The 19,248-nt window shown below is 37.0% G+C and carries 19 protein-coding genes; 12 read left to right on the forward strand and 7 right to left on the reverse strand.

Going from position 1 to position 19,248, the window contains the following annotated elements; translation table 11 throughout:
* Positions 1–19 precede the first annotated feature (19 nt).
* Positions 20–652 carry a nitroreductase family protein gene (locus MK805_RS07520; RefSeq protein ID WP_240874970.1) on the forward strand — a complete coding sequence of 211 codons (633 nt, stop codon included), beginning with the start codon at positions 20–22 and terminating at the stop codon, positions 650–652.
* A 62-nt stretch (positions 653–714) separates the two neighbouring features.
* Here MK805_RS07520 and MK805_RS07525 read toward each other — a convergent pair whose 3' ends face one another.
* Both MK805_RS07525 and MK805_RS07530 read right to left on the reverse strand, forming a co-directional pair.
* Complete coding sequence (locus MK805_RS07525; protein ID WP_240874971.1) at positions 715–1,944, reverse strand: cytochrome P450; 1,230 nt, start codon at positions 1,942–1,944, stop codon at positions 715–717.
* Positions 1,945–1,948: 4 nt separating this feature from the next.
* Positions 1,949–2,494 carry a PadR family transcriptional regulator gene (locus tag MK805_RS07530; RefSeq protein WP_240874972.1) on the reverse strand — a complete coding sequence of 182 codons (546 nt, stop codon included), beginning with the start codon at positions 2,492–2,494 and terminating at the stop codon, positions 1,949–1,951.
* A gap of 303 nt (positions 2,495–2,797) precedes the next feature.
* On the opposite strand from MK805_RS07530, the gene MK805_RS07535 reads away from it, so the two are divergent.
* The 8 genes from MK805_RS07535 to MK805_RS07570 all read left to right on the forward strand — a co-directional run bounded on the left by MK805_RS07535 (position 2,798) and on the right by MK805_RS07570 (position 9,529).
* On the forward strand, positions 2,798–4,000 hold the full coding sequence (locus tag MK805_RS07535) for an MFS transporter (protein ID WP_240874973.1): 1,203 nt from the start codon (positions 2,798–2,800) through the stop codon (positions 3,998–4,000).
* 96 nt (positions 4,001–4,096) lie between these two features.
* On the forward strand, positions 4,097–5,302 hold the full coding sequence (locus tag MK805_RS07540) for an MFS transporter (protein WP_240874974.1): 1,206 nt from the start codon (positions 4,097–4,099) through the stop codon (positions 5,300–5,302).
* A gap of 217 nt (positions 5,303–5,519) precedes the next feature.
* Positions 5,520–5,765, forward strand: coding sequence for a spore coat associated protein CotJA (locus MK805_RS07545; RefSeq protein WP_240874975.1), 246 nt, complete (start codon positions 5,520–5,522; stop codon positions 5,763–5,765).
* On the forward strand, positions 5,755–6,009 hold the full coding sequence (locus tag MK805_RS07550) for a spore coat protein CotJB (RefSeq protein WP_240874976.1): 255 nt from the start codon (positions 5,755–5,757) through the stop codon (positions 6,007–6,009). The genes MK805_RS07545 and MK805_RS07550 overlap by 11 nt, the downstream gene beginning before the upstream one ends.
* Before the next feature lie 146 nt (positions 6,010–6,155).
* Positions 6,156–6,728, forward strand: coding sequence for a DUF4309 domain-containing protein (locus MK805_RS07555; RefSeq protein ID WP_240874977.1), 573 nt, complete (start codon positions 6,156–6,158; stop codon positions 6,726–6,728).
* Between the two features lie 155 nt (positions 6,729–6,883).
* Positions 6,884–7,453 carry a manganese catalase family protein gene (locus MK805_RS07560; protein WP_240874978.1) on the forward strand — a complete coding sequence of 190 codons (570 nt, stop codon included), beginning with the start codon at positions 6,884–6,886 and terminating at the stop codon, positions 7,451–7,453.
* A gap of 829 nt (positions 7,454–8,282) precedes the next feature.
* The gene (locus MK805_RS07565; RefSeq protein ID WP_240874979.1) at positions 8,283–8,993 is read left to right on the forward strand and encodes a PIG-L family deacetylase; all 711 of its coding nucleotides are present in this window, start codon (positions 8,283–8,285) and stop codon (positions 8,991–8,993) included.
* A 284-nt stretch (positions 8,994–9,277) separates the two neighbouring features.
* Positions 9,278–9,529, forward strand: a complete 252-nt coding sequence (locus MK805_RS07570) for a terminase small subunit (RefSeq protein WP_240874980.1) — start codon at positions 9,278–9,280, stop codon at positions 9,527–9,529.
* Between the two features lie 79 nt (positions 9,530–9,608).
* On the opposite strand, the gene MK805_RS07575 is transcribed toward MK805_RS07570, so the two are convergent.
* Positions 9,609–10,082 carry a hypothetical protein gene (locus MK805_RS07575; RefSeq protein WP_240874981.1) on the reverse strand — a complete coding sequence of 158 codons (474 nt, stop codon included), beginning with the start codon at positions 10,080–10,082 and terminating at the stop codon, positions 9,609–9,611.
* Positions 10,082–10,210 carry a hypothetical protein gene (locus MK805_RS17825; RefSeq protein WP_255724539.1) on the reverse strand — a complete coding sequence of 43 codons (129 nt, stop codon included), beginning with the start codon at positions 10,208–10,210 and terminating at the stop codon, positions 10,082–10,084. Before MK805_RS17825 ends, MK805_RS07575 begins: the two co-directional genes overlap by 1 nt.
* 130 nt (positions 10,211–10,340) lie before the next feature.
* Between MK805_RS17825 and MK805_RS07580 the strand changes: the two genes are divergently transcribed.
* Positions 10,341–10,730, forward strand: a complete 390-nt coding sequence (locus MK805_RS07580; protein ID WP_240874982.1) for a hypothetical protein — start codon at positions 10,341–10,343, stop codon at positions 10,728–10,730.
* 169 nt (positions 10,731–10,899) lie between these two features.
* Here MK805_RS07580 and asnB read toward each other — a convergent pair whose 3' ends face one another.
* Positions 10,900–12,744: an asparagine synthase (glutamine-hydrolyzing) gene (asnB, locus tag MK805_RS07585; protein WP_240875159.1), complete on the reverse strand. Its 1,845-nt coding sequence runs from the start codon at positions 12,742–12,744 to the stop codon at positions 10,900–10,902.
* A gap of 129 nt (positions 12,745–12,873) precedes the next feature.
* Here asnB and MK805_RS07590 point away from each other — a divergent pair, with 129 nt between their 5' ends.
* A complete protein-coding gene (locus tag MK805_RS07590) occupies positions 12,874–13,767 on the forward strand; it encodes a LysR family transcriptional regulator (protein ID WP_240874983.1) in 894 nt (297 codons plus the stop codon).
* A 100-nt stretch (positions 13,768–13,867) separates the two neighbouring features.
* Here the strand turns inward: MK805_RS07590 and MK805_RS07595 are convergent, their stop codons facing one another.
* The gene (locus MK805_RS07595) at positions 13,868–15,943 is read right to left on the reverse strand and encodes a multicopper oxidase family protein (RefSeq protein WP_240874984.1); all 2,076 of its coding nucleotides are present in this window, start codon (positions 15,941–15,943) and stop codon (positions 13,868–13,870) included.
* Between the two features lie 507 nt (positions 15,944–16,450).
* On the opposite strand from MK805_RS07595, the gene MK805_RS07600 reads away from it, so the two are divergent.
* Positions 16,451–17,308: a PIG-L family deacetylase gene (locus MK805_RS07600; protein WP_240874985.1), complete on the forward strand. Its 858-nt coding sequence runs from the start codon at positions 16,451–16,453 to the stop codon at positions 17,306–17,308.
* A 345-nt stretch (positions 17,309–17,653) separates the two neighbouring features.
* Here MK805_RS07600 and MK805_RS07605 read toward each other — a convergent pair whose 3' ends face one another.
* Entirely contained in the window at positions 17,654–19,246 is a 1,593-nt protein-coding gene (locus MK805_RS07605; protein WP_240875160.1) for an APC family permease, read from the reverse strand.
* Positions 19,247–19,248 lie beyond the last annotated feature (2 nt).

Below are 19,248 nucleotides of genomic sequence, written 5' to 3' on the forward strand. Positions count from 1 at the left end.
GAAATAAGGTGTGTTTTTAATGGTGACTTCTACTCAATATGATGTATTAAAAGAAATCATGTTAACCCGTGGTAGTGTAAAAAGTTATGATGCTACTCACGTAATGCCGGAAGAGGAAATCAATGAGTTGTTAACTCTTGCTTCCTCTGCTCCTTCATCTTGGAATTTGCAGCATTGGAGATATCTTGTAATCTCCAAGCCTGAACAAAAACAAAAGATGCTTCCTGTGGCCTATGGGCAAAAACAAGTAGTAGAAGCATCAATTGTTGTAGCGATTTTAGGAGATTTAGAGGCTTATCGGACTGCTCATCAAATTTATGGAGATGCAGTGGAACAAGGTATTATGACAAGAGAACTCAGGGATAACTTGGTGTCGCAAATCGAAGGAGCTTACGCAGATAAATTACGTGCTCAGATGGATTCAACTTTAAACTGTGGGTTAACTGCAATGCAATTAATGCTGACTGCTAAATCAATGGGCTATGATTCTTGTCCAATGGGTGGGTTTAATCCACAGAAACTAATCCAAGAGTTTAACGTACCTGAACGTTATTTCCCTGTTTTGTTGGTATCTATTGGAAAAGCAGCACAACCTGCAAGACCATCCTCCCGATTGTCTTTAAATGAATTGGTAATACGTGAATCATTTTAAATGTAAAACGTCTTCTCATCATTCAATTGAGAAGACGTTTTGTTATTACAACTGAAACCGTTTTATGATCTATTTTGATCATTACTTGTTCCAACTTCAATCCAAAGATGTTCTAATCCATAGGTAAAATGACTTTTAACTGGTTCTAATTTCATTGGTTGTTGGAACTTTATTTGTGGATATCTTACAAGTAATTCTTGTAATGCTATTTTAGCTTCCATTCTTGCTAAAGGTGCTCCAAGGCAAAAATGAATTCCTTTACCAAATGCTAAATGAGGATTGGATGAACGGTGTATATCAAACTGATCTGGATTATGAAATTGACGTTCATCGCGATTTGCAGACCCAATCCAGACGATAATTTGAGAGCCTTTAGGTATAAGTTGTTTTCCTAAAATAATATCCTCTTTGACTATTCGGTTGAAAGATTGTAAAGGAGATCGAAAACGCAGTACTTCTTCTATTGCTTTTGGTAATAGCTGTTGATTTTGTTGAACTTCCATAAATGTTTGATAATTGTCAAGCAAACAATAAATACTATTTCCAATTAAATTTGTGGTTGTTTCATTTCCTGCCACCAACAAGAGAATACAAAAAGATAAAATTTCTTCATCCGTTAATTTCTTTTCATTTTGTTTCGCTTGGATAAGTATTGATAGTATACCTTCATCTTCCTTATTATTCTTTCGTTTCTCGTCTATTATTTGAAAAAAATACGCTCGCAATTCTTTCATAGTTTCCCAAAATTTTTGGCTATGCAATCGAATGGCTTCTTCTGTATGATCAGCTGGCCCAGATACAATTATATCTGACCACTTTTTAAACTGATCTCGGTCAGTTGATGGTACACCAATGATTTCTGCGATTACTATCATAGGAAGAGGATATGCAAATTTTCTGATTAGATCAAATGAGGACTGTCCGTTTACCTCATTTAATAATTCACGTGCAATCAACTGAATTCGGCTATACCAGTTATTTAGTACTCTTGGTGTAAACGCTTGATTGACCAATGATCTCATCAAAGTATGTTTAGGGGGATCTAGACTGATCATACTTTGAGAGATAGGGTCATCCCCTTTTCGATTTGAAGAAAACACACGGCTATTTTCTAATACCTGTTTCACATCATCGTATAAAAATACATCCCAAAATTGTTGTTCTTTATCATAGAAAACTGGGTGGTTATCTCTCATATATCGATACCAAGAAAAAGGTTCATATAAATTTTTTTGCAGCTCATGATTATGGACTCTCCGACTAAAAAATTCTACCCCTGTTTGTTGTTTCATGAGATCACTCCTTATTTTTTGTATTTCTTTCTCTTTCATATAGTTCGAGAACCTGTGACAATTCAAACTGCCAAAAATTTTTATAGTAGTTGGCTGTATCTTTACTCCCTGCATTCATATACCCCTGTTTGAGTACGTCTGTTTGCTTTCGATCATGATAGATATGTGTTTGACAATAGTGAATATAATGTTCAAGCAAATATAACCGTTCTTCACCAGTTATATAGTTAAAAAAAGCAACTTTTTGCCAAAATAGTTTTTGGTATTCTCCTAAATTAGTAGAAGTATCTAGCATTAACTCATGAAAGTGTGCTCGTCCTTTTTCCGTGATGCAGTATGTTTTCTGATCACGTTTATTTTCTTTTTCTACATTTACTGGAATAGGTACAATTTCAATCATCTTTTCTTGCTCTAATTTCGTTAAGAGTGGATAAAGGCGCCCCTTGCTGAATTTTGCAAAAGGACCAATGATCATATTAATTATTTTTGCTATGGCATAGCCATGTGTAGGCTGGTGAAATAAAAATCCTAGAATGATGAGTTTGTACATGAGACTTCCTTCCTTTCTTTTTGAATAGGTCATAGTGATCTATCATAATGATACATTAATTTTGTTCTTTGAACAATGCTAATTAACAATCCATTTTGTTTATTGGAAATTTATATTATACAAGAGAGTATTCTATTCAATAATAGCCAGAAGTTAGAATTCATCATTATAATTTATCAAAAAATATATATCTTAATATAAATTCTATGATTTATTAGTAGAATTATTATGTATATTACTGCTATGATAGAAGAAATCGAATAGTATGAAGGTAGTAGGTATATGGACAGCAGGAGTGATGACATGCAAGCATCGATACAACAGTGGTCCATTTCTCAATTTCGTTTACTTGTTGTACTTATGATAATAGTTGGTGCCACACAAGGCTTAGTATCTCCTCTCATATCTACTATGTTGGAACAAAACCATGTATCGGCCAGTACAAATGGTATAAGTGCTGCTATGTTATACATGGGAATGTTTATTTCTATGTTTTTTTGCGCAAAATTGTTGAAACTTATTGGATATCGACAAACGATATTAATGGGAATAGGCATTATGTTTGTTTCCATAGTCGCCTTTCCTTTTACACAGGGGATATGGTGGTGGTCGTTGCTTCGTTTTTTATTGGGGATAGGGGATAATATAACGACATTTGCTGTACAAATTTGGGTGGCAAGGCATGTGAGCAAAGAGGAAAATGGTAAACGGTTTTCGCAATTTGGTTTATCTTATGGACTGGGCATGGGTCTAGGTCCATTGGGATTAAATTTAATTTCCTTTGGATTTGCAGTTCCATTTGTTGTATTAGCTGTTGCTCTTGTGATAGCGGTGTTATTTTGTTTTGCCAAGCTTCAGAAGGATGTTCCTATTCCGTCATTAGAAAAAAAACATACAATAGGACAAGCTTCTTATAGAATGGTATATAGGATGGGTTTCTTAGCAATGTGGTCTGCACTTATTTATGGGTTTATCGAAGTAGCAGTTGCAAGTAACTTTCCTGTTTATGGACTGAAAACAGGGTTTTCTAAAGTAGAAATATCTTTATTGATAACAGCTTTTATCTGGGGGAGTTTATTATTCCAATTACCATTAGGGATATTGGGAGATAAAATGGGTCGTCATAAATTGTTATTGATTATATGTTCTATTGGTGGATCAGGAATGTTAGCAATTCCATTTTTTCATTATCATGTTAATGCTATGGTGTTTATTCTTGGTTTTATGGGTGGTATTATCGGTTCTATGCTCTCACTGAGTTTAGCTTTTCTAAGCGATTTGTTACCTGAATCGATGATTACAAAAGGAAATCTCTTGGCAAATTCTCATTTTACTTTTGGGAGTATCATTGGGCCATACATAGGAGGTTTACTGATGCAATATATCTCAATTGTATCCCTTTTTTATTTTCTGGGTATTTCCCTGTTTAGTTTTGTGTTATTTAGTTTTCTGATTCAACAAGCAAAAAAGGAAAAAGTGATCATAAATGACATAAATATGCATTAGCTTTTTCTTGTACATCCTTAATACGATAGAATAAAGTCCCTCGCCAAGTGTTGGTGAGGGTGTTCTTGTGTGTAAAAATAGAGAGGTGAAATCCGGATGCAAACAAGTGTTGATAAATGGTCGATAACTCGCTTTTATACTTTTTTATTTCTTGTAACGGTTTTTGGAATTACACAAGGATTTTTAATTCCTGTTATTTCAACGATGTTGGAGCAAATGCATCTAACTCCTAGTGTAAATGGATTCAGTGCTGCCATGCTTTACGTGGGTATGCTGTTTTCTATGATGTTTTATTCCAAACTGATATCGAGGTGGGGATATCGTAATACAATCATCGTAGGGATCTCCATTTTATTGATATCTTTTGTTTTATTTCCTTTTACATATGGGATTTGGTGGTGGTCAGTTCTACGTTTTCTCGTTGGAATAGGGAATAATATTGCGCTTTTATCTTGCCAAGTGTGGCTGATTGCTACTGTTGATCCTGCACACAAAGGAAAAAGACTTGCCCAATTTGGTTTGATGTATGGACTCGGATTTGGAATAGGTCCATTGGGATTAAATCTAATATCTCACGGTTATTTGATACCATTTATCGCATTGATCATTCTGCTTGTCGTCAGTTTGATTGTCAGCTTTCGTTTGACCAAAGGATATGCTAACTTTGCGAAAACAAATGATAAACAGCAGGAAGTATCTGCTTCGTATAAAACTGTATACAAAATAAGTTTTCTGGCGATGATCCCCATGCTGTTGTATGGGATATTGGAAGTGGCGTTATCAGGTAATTTTCCAGTGTATGGTTTGAAACTAGGGCTGACAAAAGGTGAAATTTCCCTTTTGATCACTGCTTTTATCTGGGGAAGTCTTGTATTTCAATTACCATTAGGCATGTTAGGTGATAAGATCGGAAGAAAAAATCTTCTCCGCATTTTATGTTCCTTAGGCGGCTTTGGTATGCTATTTGTTCCTTTAGTAGGAGATAGTTTTCTTGGTTTATTTATCATTCTCGGTCTATCAGGCGGTTTTGTGGGATCATTATTCTCTCTAGGACTAGCTTTTATGGATGACATTTTGCCTGCTCATCTATTACCAAAGGGCAGTGCATTGTGTTCGATGCATTATAGTGTAGGGAGCATAATTGGACCATATTTAGGTGGAACCTTGATGCAGTATATGGGGATATCATCTCTCTTCTATTTTCTTGGATTAGCTTTGATCGGATTTGTAGCATTAACCTTTGTATTTCGGTCTTATGGGATTACGAAAAAGGAAGCCATTATCGAAACAACTTTCCAATAGGTAGTTTATTTCACATCAGTCCCCTTTGGAGAAATTTCTAAAGGGGATTATTTTGTTTTTATGCTCTCCTTTTCATGGTCATACTTTTTACAGATGTCAGCCATAAACGAAGTTCAATTGTTCAGACGCTGTATATGTCGGAAATTTCCTCCTTTTTCTTCTTTTTTCTTCTGTTATACATAAAATGGTGGTAAGACTTTTTGTAGGAGGAGTTGTGTTGAAAAAGCGCAAACCTAATCCATATCGTGATCAGTACCGAGTATGGTATCCCTTTCACAGCCCAGATGATCCATGTCCCCCTATTGCAAAACAGTATGTGGTGCCACCCAATCAATTCTTGGGGTTCCAACCGCCTAATTTGCCGCAGTTTTCGAAACATGAGGCATTGATAAAAGGAACTTTATGGCCTATTTTTTATAGTCCATATCCTCCTAAAAAGTGGAGGGACAAAGATGGAACATGAAAAGCGGAGAGCATTACTTCGAAAATTACAGGAAGTTGATTTTGTCCTGGTAGAGCTAAATCTTTATTTGGATACACACCCGAGTGATCTAGATGCTCTTGACCAATACAACCATTGTGCATTGGAAAGGGAAGCAATACGCTCTGAGTATGAGGAGAGATATGGTCCATTGATGCATTTTGGCCACTCGAGTAATCGTTATCCTTGCGGTTGGAATGAGGGGCCTTGGCCATGGGAAATATGATTTATCCTAGATAACCATAGAATGCTTTTAAACGATCATACAAATGATCGTTTTTTTATATAAAAATTCAAATATTAGGGGTGAATGTATATCCCGATTTCTAATAATATTTGATATATTTATTTATCGACAGGAGGAAAACTTACATGAGAAAAGGTTTTATTTGCGTTTTTATTGTTTTTATTACTATCTTTTTAACGGCTTGCGGATCCGGATATTCTGATTCTAACAAAAACACCAATTTTTCCGGCCCAAATCAATCCACTTCCAGCCATCCGCAATCTGATGATTCATGGGTCTCTGATCAACAAAAATGGGCTGAACAAAATATGTCCGTTCCAGAAAAATTAGTAAACGATATTATGCTTTCAGCAGAGAAAGGAACCATGTACCCAGATTCAAAAGTTGCTTTAGGAGACACTTCTCAAACCGTAATAAACGCATATGGTTCTCCAGAAAAAAGCGATGGAACTTATATGGATTATAGTCAATCACATGCTGTTTCTTTTGGTTTGGAAAACGGTACTGTCTATCAAATCGGCTCTACCAATCCACAATTTCAATCTTTAACGCAAAATGATATTACCAATATACTTGGAAAGCCTACGAAATCAGCTTTTGAAGGCGGTAGTGAGTATTATGAATACCAATTAAAAAATAATTATCGATTGTTTTTTAATTTCGATGGAAATAAAGTATATTCTGTTTCCGTGCAGTAAGAACAACCTATTTCTATACATATCAAAGGACAAGCCTTATTCTCTTCCTATTGGAGAATAAGGTGTTTTTATTTTAAGGTCGGATAGGTGCAGCATGAAATAGGTATTTCTCACATATATTTTCGTATTCGATTCTATTGAGGTGGGGATATCTTTTGTGGATATACGAAAAAAAATTGCAGTATCCAGTGAAAGTAAGTCAATGCAATCCACATCTAGCAAAGCTGCTGATTGAACAATATGGTGGAGCTGATGGAGAGTTAGCAGCGGCACTTCGCTATTTGAATCAACGCTACACCATACCAGATAAAGTAAAAGGATTGTTAACCGACATTGGTACCGAGGAGTTTGCACATTTAGAAATGATTGCAACGATGGTATATAAACTGACAAAAGATGCAACGAAAGAACAGATCAAAGCAGCGGGATTAGAAGAACACTATGTCAATCATGATTTATCATTGTTTTATCAGAGTGCAGCTGGAAATCCGTTTACTGCCACATACATACAATCCAAAGGTGATCCGATCGCGGATCTGTATGAAGACATCGCCGCTGAAGAAAAAGCGAGAGCTACCTACCAATGGTTAATCGATCTATCGGATGATCCTGATATCAATGATTCACTCAAATTTTTGAGGGAAAGAGAGATAGTTCATTCACAGCGTTTCCGCGAAGCAGTAGAGTTGTTGAAGGAATACCAGGGACAGAAGAAGTTTTTTTAATAAAAGGATAACTTTTATTGTTTAAAATCATAGATGGAAAACAACTGGCTAAAGCTATAAACAAAAAGAGATCCATTATGGATCTCTTTCTTTTGGTTAACCGTTTCCTAGTTTTCCTCCAACCATGCGGATTTCCTACGATTGGTGGATGTCCGATGTTCAAAAACGGGTCCAAGAAACAAGAAGACTAGCAGAGGAACTTGGATATAGTCAAGTAGTGAAACGAACATAATTATCTCGAATACCTAGAAGAAAATGGTGACGGTTGATACTTCCGAACCTCGTTTGAAAATGGTGGATACAAAGGAATGCACGTGCTAAATGGTCTTTCTAGAACGCTAGAAGGGAAATCAAATGATACTTATCCATCATTAAATCATGTAATCGAGATTTGAGGAAGTATTATGAGACATTGGTACAAATACAGATTACGAGAATTCAGTCTTGGTTATCAGCCAGACGGTTTTGTATCGCATGATCGATTGATAGAAAAGTTTGGTGTGTGGCATATGACAGGGAATAGACAGAGGAAGAGATACGAGGATATGAATGGGGCCTGAAAGATGGAGGATAACGAATGACAGATAAACATTAGTGGTTCAAGTTGATGAAAAATGAAGATTAGGATGACGAGTTTTATAGAGTATAAATTGGAGCCGGGTGATCCCTCTACTGAGAGAGATCACCCAATCATTCCGAGCACAAGGTTACTTTACCTTGCGGTACTCCATGATGCCCAATATAAATAATTTAACATTCATTGATTTGAATAGGAAGCAGCCTAACATAGGTGGTTTTTTTACGATCAAAATTCGAAAGGATGATTACAATGGGACCAGCGATATTTTTTATCCCCCATCAGGATGATGAAACCCTACAAGCAGCAGTAGATATATTGAATCACTTAGGAGCAGGAAGAGAGGTAATTGTAGTCCTCTATACGACTGGTAAAGGCTCCTTTGTTCAAGGTGTATTGAATGGTGACGGAACATCTGCATATTGGGGAACTGCTCATAATCCATACTTAGAAGGTTATGAGTCACTAACAGATGATGATTTTTCTACCGCTCGTAACCGTGAATTTTGTTCAGCCTTAGGGCAATTAGGGGTGACTCCTGAGAGTATTCATATACAGCCAGTAGATTTAGAGGGTGGGCCAGTTAATAAGGATACAGTCAAAGCTCTCATGATGGAATATGTAAATATTTATGGACTAACAGCTTCATACAAAGCAATGAGTTATTACGATACAAGCGACTCGCATAAATACAGTGGACAGGCTTTGTTAGAGCTGTATAACGAGGGTATTGTGACAGATGCCAGATTCTACATTGCTCGCTCAGATTGGGCATTGAGTCGACCAGGTACAACATATACAGCTACATCAGCACAAAAGGATAAGATCAAAAAGGCGGCTCGGTGTTATGAAGCTTGGAATCCCGTGAGTGGCGCATTCGCCATTGGATACCACAGTATTTATGCACAGTTCAATGCGTATTTAGCAAATCCACAAAACAAGATCCATAAGCCGAATGAATAATTGATTGAATTTTTGATTTAAATTATACTTAATGTTATGAGTAAGAGGACAAAAGGTTTTATAGCATTATTGATTGTTTGTTTAGGTTTGCATTATCTATCACAATATTTCCATTGGGGACGGCCTATTAGTATTGTTTTATTGATAATAGGAATAATTCTAGTGGGTGTTTTCTCAGGAGCATATAAGGAAGAAGCAGAAAAAAGGGAACAAAAAGAGGAGTCAGAGAATCAGGGTCAGTAGTCCCTGATTTTTTATTTTGTAATCGGAGGTGGGTGATTGATGTGAAACTGACACCCAAGCAAAAGAGATTTGCTGATCTATATATCAAATCGGGTAATGCTACACAAAGTTATATTGATGCTGGATACAAAGCTACCAAAAGACCAGTTGCAGAAGCCAATGTAAGAAAATTACTCGGAAATAACTCGGTGAAATTTTATATAGGGATGGCACAAAAGGATAAAGAGCAGATAGCATCTAAAAATGAGGTCCTAAAATTTCTTACAAGGGTATTACGTGAACGAAGAAACTGAAGAAGTACCAGTATCTATGACTAATAAATTTGAACTGGCTGATAAAAGACCAAAGTAAAGTCTATCAACTTCCAGCATGTCAAATTGACATGGATTTGGGTGGAGGAAGCGGAGATTCCTCATTTTTCAGTTGCGAGATATGAAGATTTCCCTCACTTGATTTTGAGACTTGTGAGAATTGGTGAGAACCACCTTCAAAATTGTTTGATGATTTGAGATTTAAATTTTGAGTATTTGAGACCTCATTTATATGGTTGCGAGAAATTTCAAATTCATTTGATGTGTTATTTGAGAAATTTTGAGGCTCCTCAAATTTTTGTGAGACTTCATGAGATTTTGAATTTTGTTGTGATATCTCAAAAATGGGTGTGAGAATGGTTTGAGTACTTTTTGAGATTGGTTCATTTTTTGTGAGTATGTTTTGAGGTTGTGAATCAGTTTCGATAATTTGAGATTTGATTTGTGGTTCTTTTTCTTCCTCAAAATCTTGTATGATAATTTGAGAATTTCCCTCCATCAAAGAATGACTTACAACAGCCTCGGCAATTAACATCAAAATAGGAATGGCCACCCGATTCCAATAGCCTCTGGACCTTTACCGAAGCCAGATGATATGTTCGAATATCCCACAATTGCTACCCCTGCATATAACGCAATTCGTGGAGCAGAATACCATTTCATTTCAATACGTTTGATTTTGGAGTGGAAAATATTAATTGTTCCCAGTGCAAAGATTCCTTCACCTAGAAACGTCCCTACATGTGCGGAGTAACATACATATGATCCTCGTTCAAGCAGATCATAAGAACTTATGAGAAAATTAATCAATGAAGATTATTCGAATTCAAGAAGAATTTTAGAATCTACTGATTGTGTTGAGATAAAATTGAAAAAATTACTTGCATCCAAGATTAATTTTTTTACAAATTTTTCAGTACATTTCTCATTGGAATCTGCGGGGGGAATGAAGGATTTCATAGAAGATATGAATTATCGTGATGCAATGCTTAACCTTATAGAAGAGGGAAAAAAAGAAGGAATTTTTATTGATTCTATTACAACAAAGACAATGATGGCTTATTTGGATATTATTCGATATTACTTTATTCATAATGTAGATAGTATCTCCATATTTGATAACAATTCCGAAACGGCCGAGGAGCTGTACTCTTTATTTTTTAACGCTCTTTTAAAGAAATAAATGCGTTCTAAAGTAACTTTGAGGAAGTAGAGTTGATGAAGGAGTATCAGGAGGCAGAAGTAGTTTTTAGATAATATATTTTTTTCATATACAGAATGTGTGTATTTTAAGAGAAAAGCCAACATGGAACTGTTGGCTTTTTTTAGTATCTTTTCAATTGATGTTTTGCTTAGTGAATGATTACATTGTACTCCTTCATCCATTCATTGATTTGGCATAAGTATGCAAATAGATAAGTTGGACCATTGTAAGAAGATGAATCTTCTGTTGGGTTATGGATGATAGCATGTACTTTCTTCGCATTGATCAATTCCAAAATAGGGGATTGTGGATTCATTACAACTTCTAACATCCTTTGGCGCATTGCTCTTGCATAAGAAGGGTTTTGTGTCATGGGATATGCACTTTTTTTGCGATACAAAACGTCATTAGGCAGAAGGCCCTCCATTGCTCTGCGCAAGATGCCTTTTTCTTGTCCCCCGATATTTTTTAACTCCCAAGGTATATTCCAAACGTATTCGACTAATCGGTGATCGCAAAAAGGAACGCGTACTTCTAAGCCAACTGCCATGCTCATGCGATCTTTGCGATCTAGTAAGGTTGGCAGCCAGCGGGTTAAAGTCAAATAAAAGATTTCACGAATTCGTTTGTCTTCTTCGCTCTCTCCAGTCAATTGTGGTACTTCATCAAGTGCCTCACGATAACGACGATCCAAGTATGCTTGAGGATGAATTTTATCAGCCCATTCCTTGGATAATATACCTTCTATGCTGATATTTTTGGATTGTGTGAATGGGATCCATGGAAAAGTATTCGCGTCTAGAGAAATTTTGGAATGAAACCAGGGGTAACCCCCAAAAACTTCATCTGCCGATTCACCAGAAAGCGCTACGGTCGCATATTTTTTCAACTCTTTAAAAAGAAGATATAGGGACATATCAATATCTCCCATGGAAGGAAGGTCGCGAGCACGTAACGGAACAAGGAAATTTTCAATAAGATCGGGTGTGTCCAATACAATATTGTGATGATTTGTATCGACATGATCGACTACCTTTTTTACCCAAGGAGAATCTAAACTAGGGTGAGCAGGAGTTGCTTGAAAGTGTTTTTCGCTATCTTGGTAATCAACCGAAAACGTTTGAACTTTCCCTTTCTTTTGCCTGTTTAAAATCTCTGCGGATAATGCTGTGATGCTGCTAGAATCAAGTCCACCAGATAGTAAGGTACATATAGGTACGTCCGAAATAAGCTGACGCTGTACGATATCATATAACAATTCGCGTATTTTCATTGCGGTTGTTTCGGGGTCATCTTGGTGTGGATGGCTTTCCAATTTCCAGTATTGTGTCGGATGACTTCCGTCCCGATTAAACCGGAGAGTATAGCCTGGACGAATTTCTTTCACATCTTTGAAAATACCATGTCCTGGTGTTCGAATGGGAAATAAAGCGAATATTTCAGATAGACCTTCTCTATCGACAATTGGCTGAACCAAAGGATTTGCCAGTAATGCTTTCAGTTCAGAACCAAAGACAATAGCTCCATCTCTTATAGCATAGAAAAGCGGCTTGACACCGAGTCTGTCTCTGGCTAAGAAAAGTTCTTGTTTGTTTTTGTCCCAAATACCAAACGCAAAAATTCCATTTAAGTGTTCCACACAAGAGGCTCCCCATTCGATATAGGAACGCAAGAGAACCTCTGTGTCAGATTGGGTTTTAAAAGAATGTCCACGGGATTTCAACTCTTTTGTTAATTCGATATAGTTGTATATTTCTCCACTATATGTGATAACGTAGTCATTTTCTTCGGTTTTATTTGCGATCATCGGTTGGCTGCCGCCTTCAAGATCAATAATTGCTAAGCGACGATGAGCAAATGCAGCATTGGTGGATAGCCATATCCCTTCAGCATCGGGTCCACGACACTCTAGTGTATCAGCCATCGCTTGTAAAATATCTTTCTGTTGGTTTAAATCGGTGTTCCAATCAACCCATCCTGTAATTCCACACATTGATTTTCGACCGCCTTTCCTATCCATATTTCATCATTCACCTTCAATTTTAAATCTTAATATATATTTACACAAATTCATTTTTGTTTATAATAATATTGACTAAGAGGAATGAGAGGGGTATGCATATTGGAACTTCTTCAGCTGGAGTACTTCCGTACAGTAGCTCGCTTGGAACATATGACCGAAGCTGCGGGGGTATTACATGTAACGCAATCATCATTGAGTAAGACGATTCAACGATTGGAAGAGGATTTGGGTGTTCCCCTGTTTGACAGAAGCGGACGCAAGTTGCGATTAAACGAGTTTGGTCGTTCTTTTCTTCAACGTGTAGAAAGGGCTTTATTTGAATTGGAGGAAGGAAAACGTGAAATCGCTGATTTGACTAGTAGCAATTATGGTAAATTGGCACTGGGTGTCAACACGGTTTACATGTTGGCAGATATCCTTTATCGATTTCGAGAGATTCGACCACAAGTCCAGTTTCATGTACAGCAGTTAGGAACCCATGAAATGGAAATTCAAGTTAAGAAAGGTGAGGTTGATTTTTGTTTGTCTTCCCCGCCAATTCAAGGAAGTGAACTAGTTTGTGATATCGTTTTTCGAGAACCGATTTGCGTGACAGTTCCAATAACTCATCGGTTTGCGAATAGAAAAAAAGTTCGTTTATCTGAGCTTAAGGAAGAGCGGTTTGTCAGTTTAAAAAAAGGTTATGGAATTCGTGATTTAATGGATTTTTATTGTAAGGAAGCTGGATTCGTACCGGAAAACGCGTATGAAGGGGATGAACCAGGAGCATTAAGCCCTCTAGTTCAAGCAGGACTAGGAATTTCCTTTGTACCCAAATCTGCACAAGCCCAGTCCCCAGAAAACGTAGTTTTCTTGCAAATAGAGGAACCAGTGTGTATACGGGAGGTTGGACTAACTAGACATCAGAATCGCTATTTATCGAGTGTAGCAAAGGAATTCCGCCAATTAATCATCGAGCACTTCCAAAAAAATCCTCAAAGTGGAGATCTGTAGTACCTTGTTTCCGGTTTATATGGAATTGATGGATAGAGTATCTTAAAAAAATGACTATCCCATTTTGATGGAACAGTCCTAAAATTTGTTGTTCAATCATTTATTCTGGCTGGTTGGCTGTTTTCTTTCCTGTTTCAAAAGGAGTAGTGATTCCTTCATAGGACAAGTGCATTGTCATTCCCATGGCTGCATGCTCTAAATTATGACAATGATCCATCCATATCCCAGGATTATTTGCTTTAAAAGCAACTTCATAAACTTCACCGGGACCCACATCTAGTGAATCGGTCCACCAGGGGCTTCCTGTAGTTGGTTTTCCGTTCCAACTGAGGACAAGCATAACATGACCATGAAGATGCATCGGATGATGATCCATACCGCGATTGATAAAAGTTGTTTTTACCAGATCCCCTTCTTTCACCTGTAACATAGGAGTATTTGGGAAAACTTGTCCATTAATCGTATATAAAAGTAGTAATTTTCCGTTATAGAACCCTGCTCGACTATCTAAGACGATCTTGAAGTTGCGGTCAAATTTACTATGGAGACTAAAAGGTGCTTGTTGTTTTTTTCCATATTTGCTTGGATCAAATACTGGATTGTTTTCATTTATAGCTGGGATTGAATTTGTTTTCTTCTCACGAAAGACGATCCCAGGAGTTACACCTGCATCACTTTGGCTAGCGAGCCTTACGGCTGTCTTTGGCATGGTGAATAGAATATCATATCGTCCACCGCCAGCGATAAATAGTTTCTGATTCTTTATCAAGCTGGGCGAGTGAATATCATTCCCATCAATTGCCACCACTTTAAAAGGAGCTCCTGCCAATTGGAAAGATTGTGGGGAGTTTTGAGCATTAATTAGTCGCAATTTGACAAGTGTACCCGATGGAATCGTTTGATGATCGAGTGTATCTTTTAACCCATACGAGGGAGTTAATGATCCGTCATTTGATAGTTGCCAAGCGTGACTTAATACGGTAATGTCTTTTGTTTTAGGCTGTGGTTTATCTTTTGGTTCTACAATGAGGGAACCGAATAATCCTTTTATTAGTTGTTTTGACGATTGCTGATGAGAATGGTACCAATATGTTCCTACTTGTTTTGCTCGGAAACGATAAATGTATGTTCCCCCAGGTGGTACGGAATTTTGTGTAACTCCCGCAACCCCATCTTCTGCATTTGGTACATTATAACCATGCCAGTGAAGCGTAACCCCGTCTGCAATATCTTTATTTTTCAAAACAACTTCAACAATGTCCCCTTGCTTCACCCGTAATTCTGGACCAGGAGTGATCCCATTAAAGGTCCAAGCTTCCATGGTCTTACCAGAACTCAATTTTACCTGCTTTTTTTGAGCTACCAATTCAAAATGATGGTCTGCTTTCTTTGTTCGAGGACCTGTTAATGCTGTTACACTTATTTCTTTCGTGTTCATAGAATGGTTCATCGTTTGCATATTCATTTCATTATGATGCATGCTTCCCATATTCATATGGTCAGGAAGAACAGATGCTTTCATAGATAAGTAATACCAGCCGCCAATGAGGATGGCAAAACAAGCAATGGAGATTACAGTGGGTAGTAGTTTTGTAGATGTAGTTATGACATAATTGGTTTCTATTAGTTTTACACTGCGACGTTTTTGTCGAAACCATAAAGCAGCTAAAATCAAGGCGAATGCAAACCATAGAAGAATAGCATTGAAAACATTTAGCTCAAATGGATAAACAAAATAATAAGAATAACAATCTATGATAGAACTGATCAGCATAGCTTGAATAGGAAGAACAAATTTTGGTGAAGTAAGTAACATTTGATGCTTTTCATCTACAGCTGATTGTAAATTGTCTGTAATGTGATTGTTGATCTTTCGCAAGAGCGAAAAGGTTACAAGTGTTGAGAATGCAGATGGGATGAACAGTGGCATGGAAAGTAATACCTTTTCCCTCGTGAATTCCCACCCGTAAGTACCGAATAAGCCTAAGATGACTAACTCTGCGATTACCATCATTTGAGCCAAAACGTATAGAATCGTAAAACGTTTTATACTTTGTTTCAACTCATTTTTTGTTGATCGGAAGGGAAGACGACTCAAGCGATTGGCTGCAGTCGCCCATAACACAACCAGTAAGAATAAAACTGTAAAATCAGTCAGATATAGTTGTTGGTACATGATAAGTACTCCTTTCTCTGTATAAACAGCGAAAAAATTGATTTGATTTCAAATCAATCTTAAGGAATAAAATACATTTATTCAAACGCATTTAAATCTATAAAATGATTGACTCAAAGGAATTAATTATTGTGAGGTTACTAAAATATGCTTTAATTCGATGATCTGCTAGAGAATCACGACAGTCTCTCAAGAGTGAAATTGTGCCTGCACAATGCTTTCGCGAAGCAATGAAGTTCATGAAGGAGTATTAGAGCAGAAGAAGGGTTATTAAATCGAGGGGTATTTTATGCTTTATATGAAGAAAATATATATTGATAAATTGTGTTTTCATACTAAAATAGTATAGGTCAGATAAAATGAATTATTGGCAGTGTTTATTTCCTCTGTTTTTATTTTACAAGGAAATGAACTTTTTTGATCGTTTTTCAGTCTTAATATATAGAAGGCTAAACATCACTAGGTGAAACCATGGGGAATAAGAAGCAAACGTAAGGAGAAAGAAAAATGGGAAAATGGATTGCACGTATATTAATATTCACTTCCGTTTTTGGTATTTGTCTTTTTATAACCAGTTATTTAGATATAAAACATGGAGGAAAAGGTCATGTATCAGCTAGAAGTAGCTCTCAGAAAATACTTTCAAATGAAATAGATAGTAGTCTCAAAAAAATTAGACTTGAAGCACAAACACAAAAACATAAACAAATCTCTGTCTACTATGTTCCTCATCCAGATGACGAACTTTTGACTTATGGAGTTCCTATCCGCAACGATTTGCATGCAGGAAAAATTGTTTATCTTGTGTTATTTACCCATGGGGAAACATCTTCTATCATAAAAAAATTAAACCTTATGGTTTATCCAAAACTAACTCCATATGAGCTTGGTTTGGCACGGGTGAAAGAATTTAATCACTCTAGCCAAGATTTAGGAATAGATAATAACCATAAAGATATCTTTGATCCTCAGAAAGAGCAAGCAAGAATCGAATTGATTCGTAAAATAGCGCTCTTTTTTGAACAAACGTTTCCTCATGTTACCCAAAATGGCCTTAGTAAGTATGATGTTATACCTGATCACGCTATTACCGGTATGGTATTGGATCAATTATATAAAGAAGGTAAAATCAAGCATAAGAGAATTTATGCATCCATCTACATGTCACGTTTTGCTGAACATCGATTGACAGGAAAACGGATTTACCCTAAAAAAGCAAAGGACAACTCTGTTTTTAATAAAGCGATCCATGATTATGACCGTTGGGATCCCCAGCATAGATGGTACGCATGCGGCTATATGAGTGTACGACCCCAATTCAACAGTTTTCATAAGCATAAGTATTCTGTTCTCGTAAAAGAGTAGGAGCTATTAAATAAAAAGTCTTGGAAACTAATCCAAGACTTTTTTATATACAATTAAATTCGTCCTTGTGAATTTTCATTTGATGGCATAATTCCTTTTAAGACAACCTTGAGGACCTTCGTCAAAGGATAAATAAGGTATTTGCCTAACATATACCCTCTATGGATTAGGTATACCGTTGATGATTTACATAATAAAATTATCTAGATGATACTTTATGGTTTATCAGATATAAGATGAAAACCACTCGTGCTTGAAGCAGCATCTTAATGAAGAAGAAGCGAAACAATTAGTAAAAGCTTGTTGACAAGGATCTTGATCGTCAACAAGCTTTATATATTTAAGCTATTTTTTGTCAGGTACACTTTCAGGCATGTCTTCATCACTTACCACTTGATAAGTTGGCAGTGCACTTTTGATACCCCAGAAATAAAAGATCAAAGAGCAGACAGAAATTAAGAGCATATCCCACCCATAATGGATGACATTGATTCCGCCAAATTTTTCGCTTCCAAGGTAAGATATTCCAATCATAAAGATTAAGTAGATAAGAAGCCATAGACCTGCTTTAAAATTTGCTCCGAAACCTTGCCAATTATTTTTGGCTTGATAGTAAAAGTAGATAGGCAGACCGATAATCATGATGAAGGTAACTTCACCTGTCAAAGGCCATTTTGCCCAGTAAAGAATAAGAGAGGCAATGATAAACGCAATTGGAGCAATAATAGACATGCCTTTGATCTTGAGAGGCCGTTTTAATTTATCATCTTTTATGCTGCGAAATGCCATGACAGAAACTGGCCCGGTAACATAAGAGATGAGGGTAGCAACAGAAATGACTTCCGCCAATGTTCCCCAACCTCGGAACATAAACATGAAAATAAAAGAGATGACTAAGTTGAACCACATAGCGGAACGAGGCACTCCATATATGGGATGAAGTTTTCCAAAAATATGAGGAAAATAGCCATTACGCTCCATTCCATAAATCATTCGTGCTGTTGTTGCGGTGTACGTAATTCCAGTACCAGATGGAGAAATAAACGCATCTGCAAATAATAAGATCGCTAACCAATTCAAGTTTATTGCTAGTGCTAAATCAGCAAATGGAGAACTAAAATTAAGTGCACTCCAACCGTGGTGGAGCATATCACTTGGAACAGTACCAATATAAGCAACCTGCAGCAAGACATAGATGATCCCTGCGATGATAATAGCCCCTGTGACTGCCAGCGGGACAGAACGACTTGGATTTTTTGCTTCCCCTGCCATATTGATAGGACTTTGAAAACCATTAAATGCGAATACAATACCAGAAGTAGCAACAGCCGTTAACACGCTTGCCCAACCATTAGGTGCAAATCCACCTGGAGCATGAGTGAAGTTATCTGCATGAAAACCAGTAAAGATGAGTCCAGCGATGGTTAGACCAGGAATGAGAAATTTAAAGACGGTAATGGCAGTGTTGACTTTAGCAAATAATTTAACAGTCCAATAGTTGATAAAAAAGTAAACAACAACGAGAATAGCAGCGAGAAATAATCCAGTAGTAGTAAGTACTTCTCCATTATACAGTTTTTTTGCCCATTCCCAAGGCCAAGAACTCATGTACTGGATAGAAGCAATTGCTTCAACTGGAATAACAGACACAATCGCTATCCAGTTTGCCCAACCCGAGATAAAACCGACAAAGCTGCCATGAGAGTAATGTCCATAGCGCACCATTCCACCGGATTTTGGAAACATCGCTCCAAGTTCGGCATAGGTTAACCCAATAAACAAAATAGCGATCATTCCTACGACCCATGCCCATATCGCAGCTGGGCCTGCAACTTTAGCAGCTTTCCAAGCACCAAAAAGCCATCCTGATCCAATAATAGATCCTAATCCTGTCATCATAAGAGCAAATGTACCGATATTTCTCTTCATTTGTCCCATCT

This window comes from Shimazuella soli, from assembly GCF_022511585.1.
Lineage (GTDB): Bacteria > Bacillota > Bacilli > Thermoactinomycetales > Thermoactinomycetaceae > Shimazuella > Shimazuella soli.

Excerpts from the sequence above, each read along its gene's own strand:
- MK805_RS07520 (WP_240874970.1), top strand. The coding sequence starts at position 20 with ATGGTGACTTCTACTCAATATGATGTATTAAAAGAAATCATGTTAACC.
- MK805_RS07525 (WP_240874971.1), bottom strand. The coding sequence starts at position 1,944 with ATGAAACAACAAACAGGGGTAGAATTTTTTAGTCGGAGAGTCCATAAT.
- MK805_RS07530 (WP_240874972.1), bottom strand. The coding sequence starts at position 2,494 with ATGTACAAACTCATCATTCTAGGATTTTTATTTCACCAGCCTACACAT.
- MK805_RS07535 (WP_240874973.1), top strand. The coding sequence starts at position 2,798 with ATGCAAGCATCGATACAACAGTGGTCCATTTCTCAATTTCGTTTACTT.
- MK805_RS07540 (WP_240874974.1), top strand. The coding sequence starts at position 4,097 with ATGCAAACAAGTGTTGATAAATGGTCGATAACTCGCTTTTATACTTTT.
- MK805_RS07550 (WP_240874976.1), top strand. The coding sequence starts at position 5,755 with ATGGAACATGAAAAGCGGAGAGCATTACTTCGAAAATTACAGGAAGTT.
- MK805_RS07555 (WP_240874977.1), top strand. The coding sequence starts at position 6,156 with ATGAGAAAAGGTTTTATTTGCGTTTTTATTGTTTTTATTACTATCTTT.
- MK805_RS07565 (WP_240874979.1), top strand. The coding sequence starts at position 8,283 with ATGGGACCAGCGATATTTTTTATCCCCCATCAGGATGATGAAACCCTA.
- MK805_RS07575 (WP_240874981.1), bottom strand. The coding sequence starts at position 10,082 with ATGTTAATTGCCGAGGCTGTTGTAAGTCATTCTTTGATGGAGGGAAAT.
- MK805_RS17825 (WP_255724539.1), bottom strand. The coding sequence starts at position 10,210 with ATGAAATGGTATTCTGCTCCACGAATTGCGTTATATGCAGGGGTAGCA.
- MK805_RS07580 (WP_240874982.1), top strand. The coding sequence starts at position 10,341 with ATGAGAAAATTAATCAATGAAGATTATTCGAATTCAAGAAGAATTTTA.
- asnB (WP_240875159.1), bottom strand. The coding sequence starts at position 12,744 with ATGTGTGGAATTACAGGATGGGTTGATTGGAACACCGATTTAAACCAA.
- MK805_RS07595 (WP_240874984.1), bottom strand. The coding sequence starts at position 15,943 with ATGTACCAACAACTATATCTGACTGATTTTACAGTTTTATTCTTACTG.
- MK805_RS07600 (WP_240874985.1), top strand. The coding sequence starts at position 16,451 with ATGGGAAAATGGATTGCACGTATATTAATATTCACTTCCGTTTTTGGT.
- MK805_RS07605 (WP_240875160.1), bottom strand. The coding sequence starts at position 19,246 with ATGGGACAAATGAAGAGAAATATCGGTACATTTGCTCTTATGATGACA.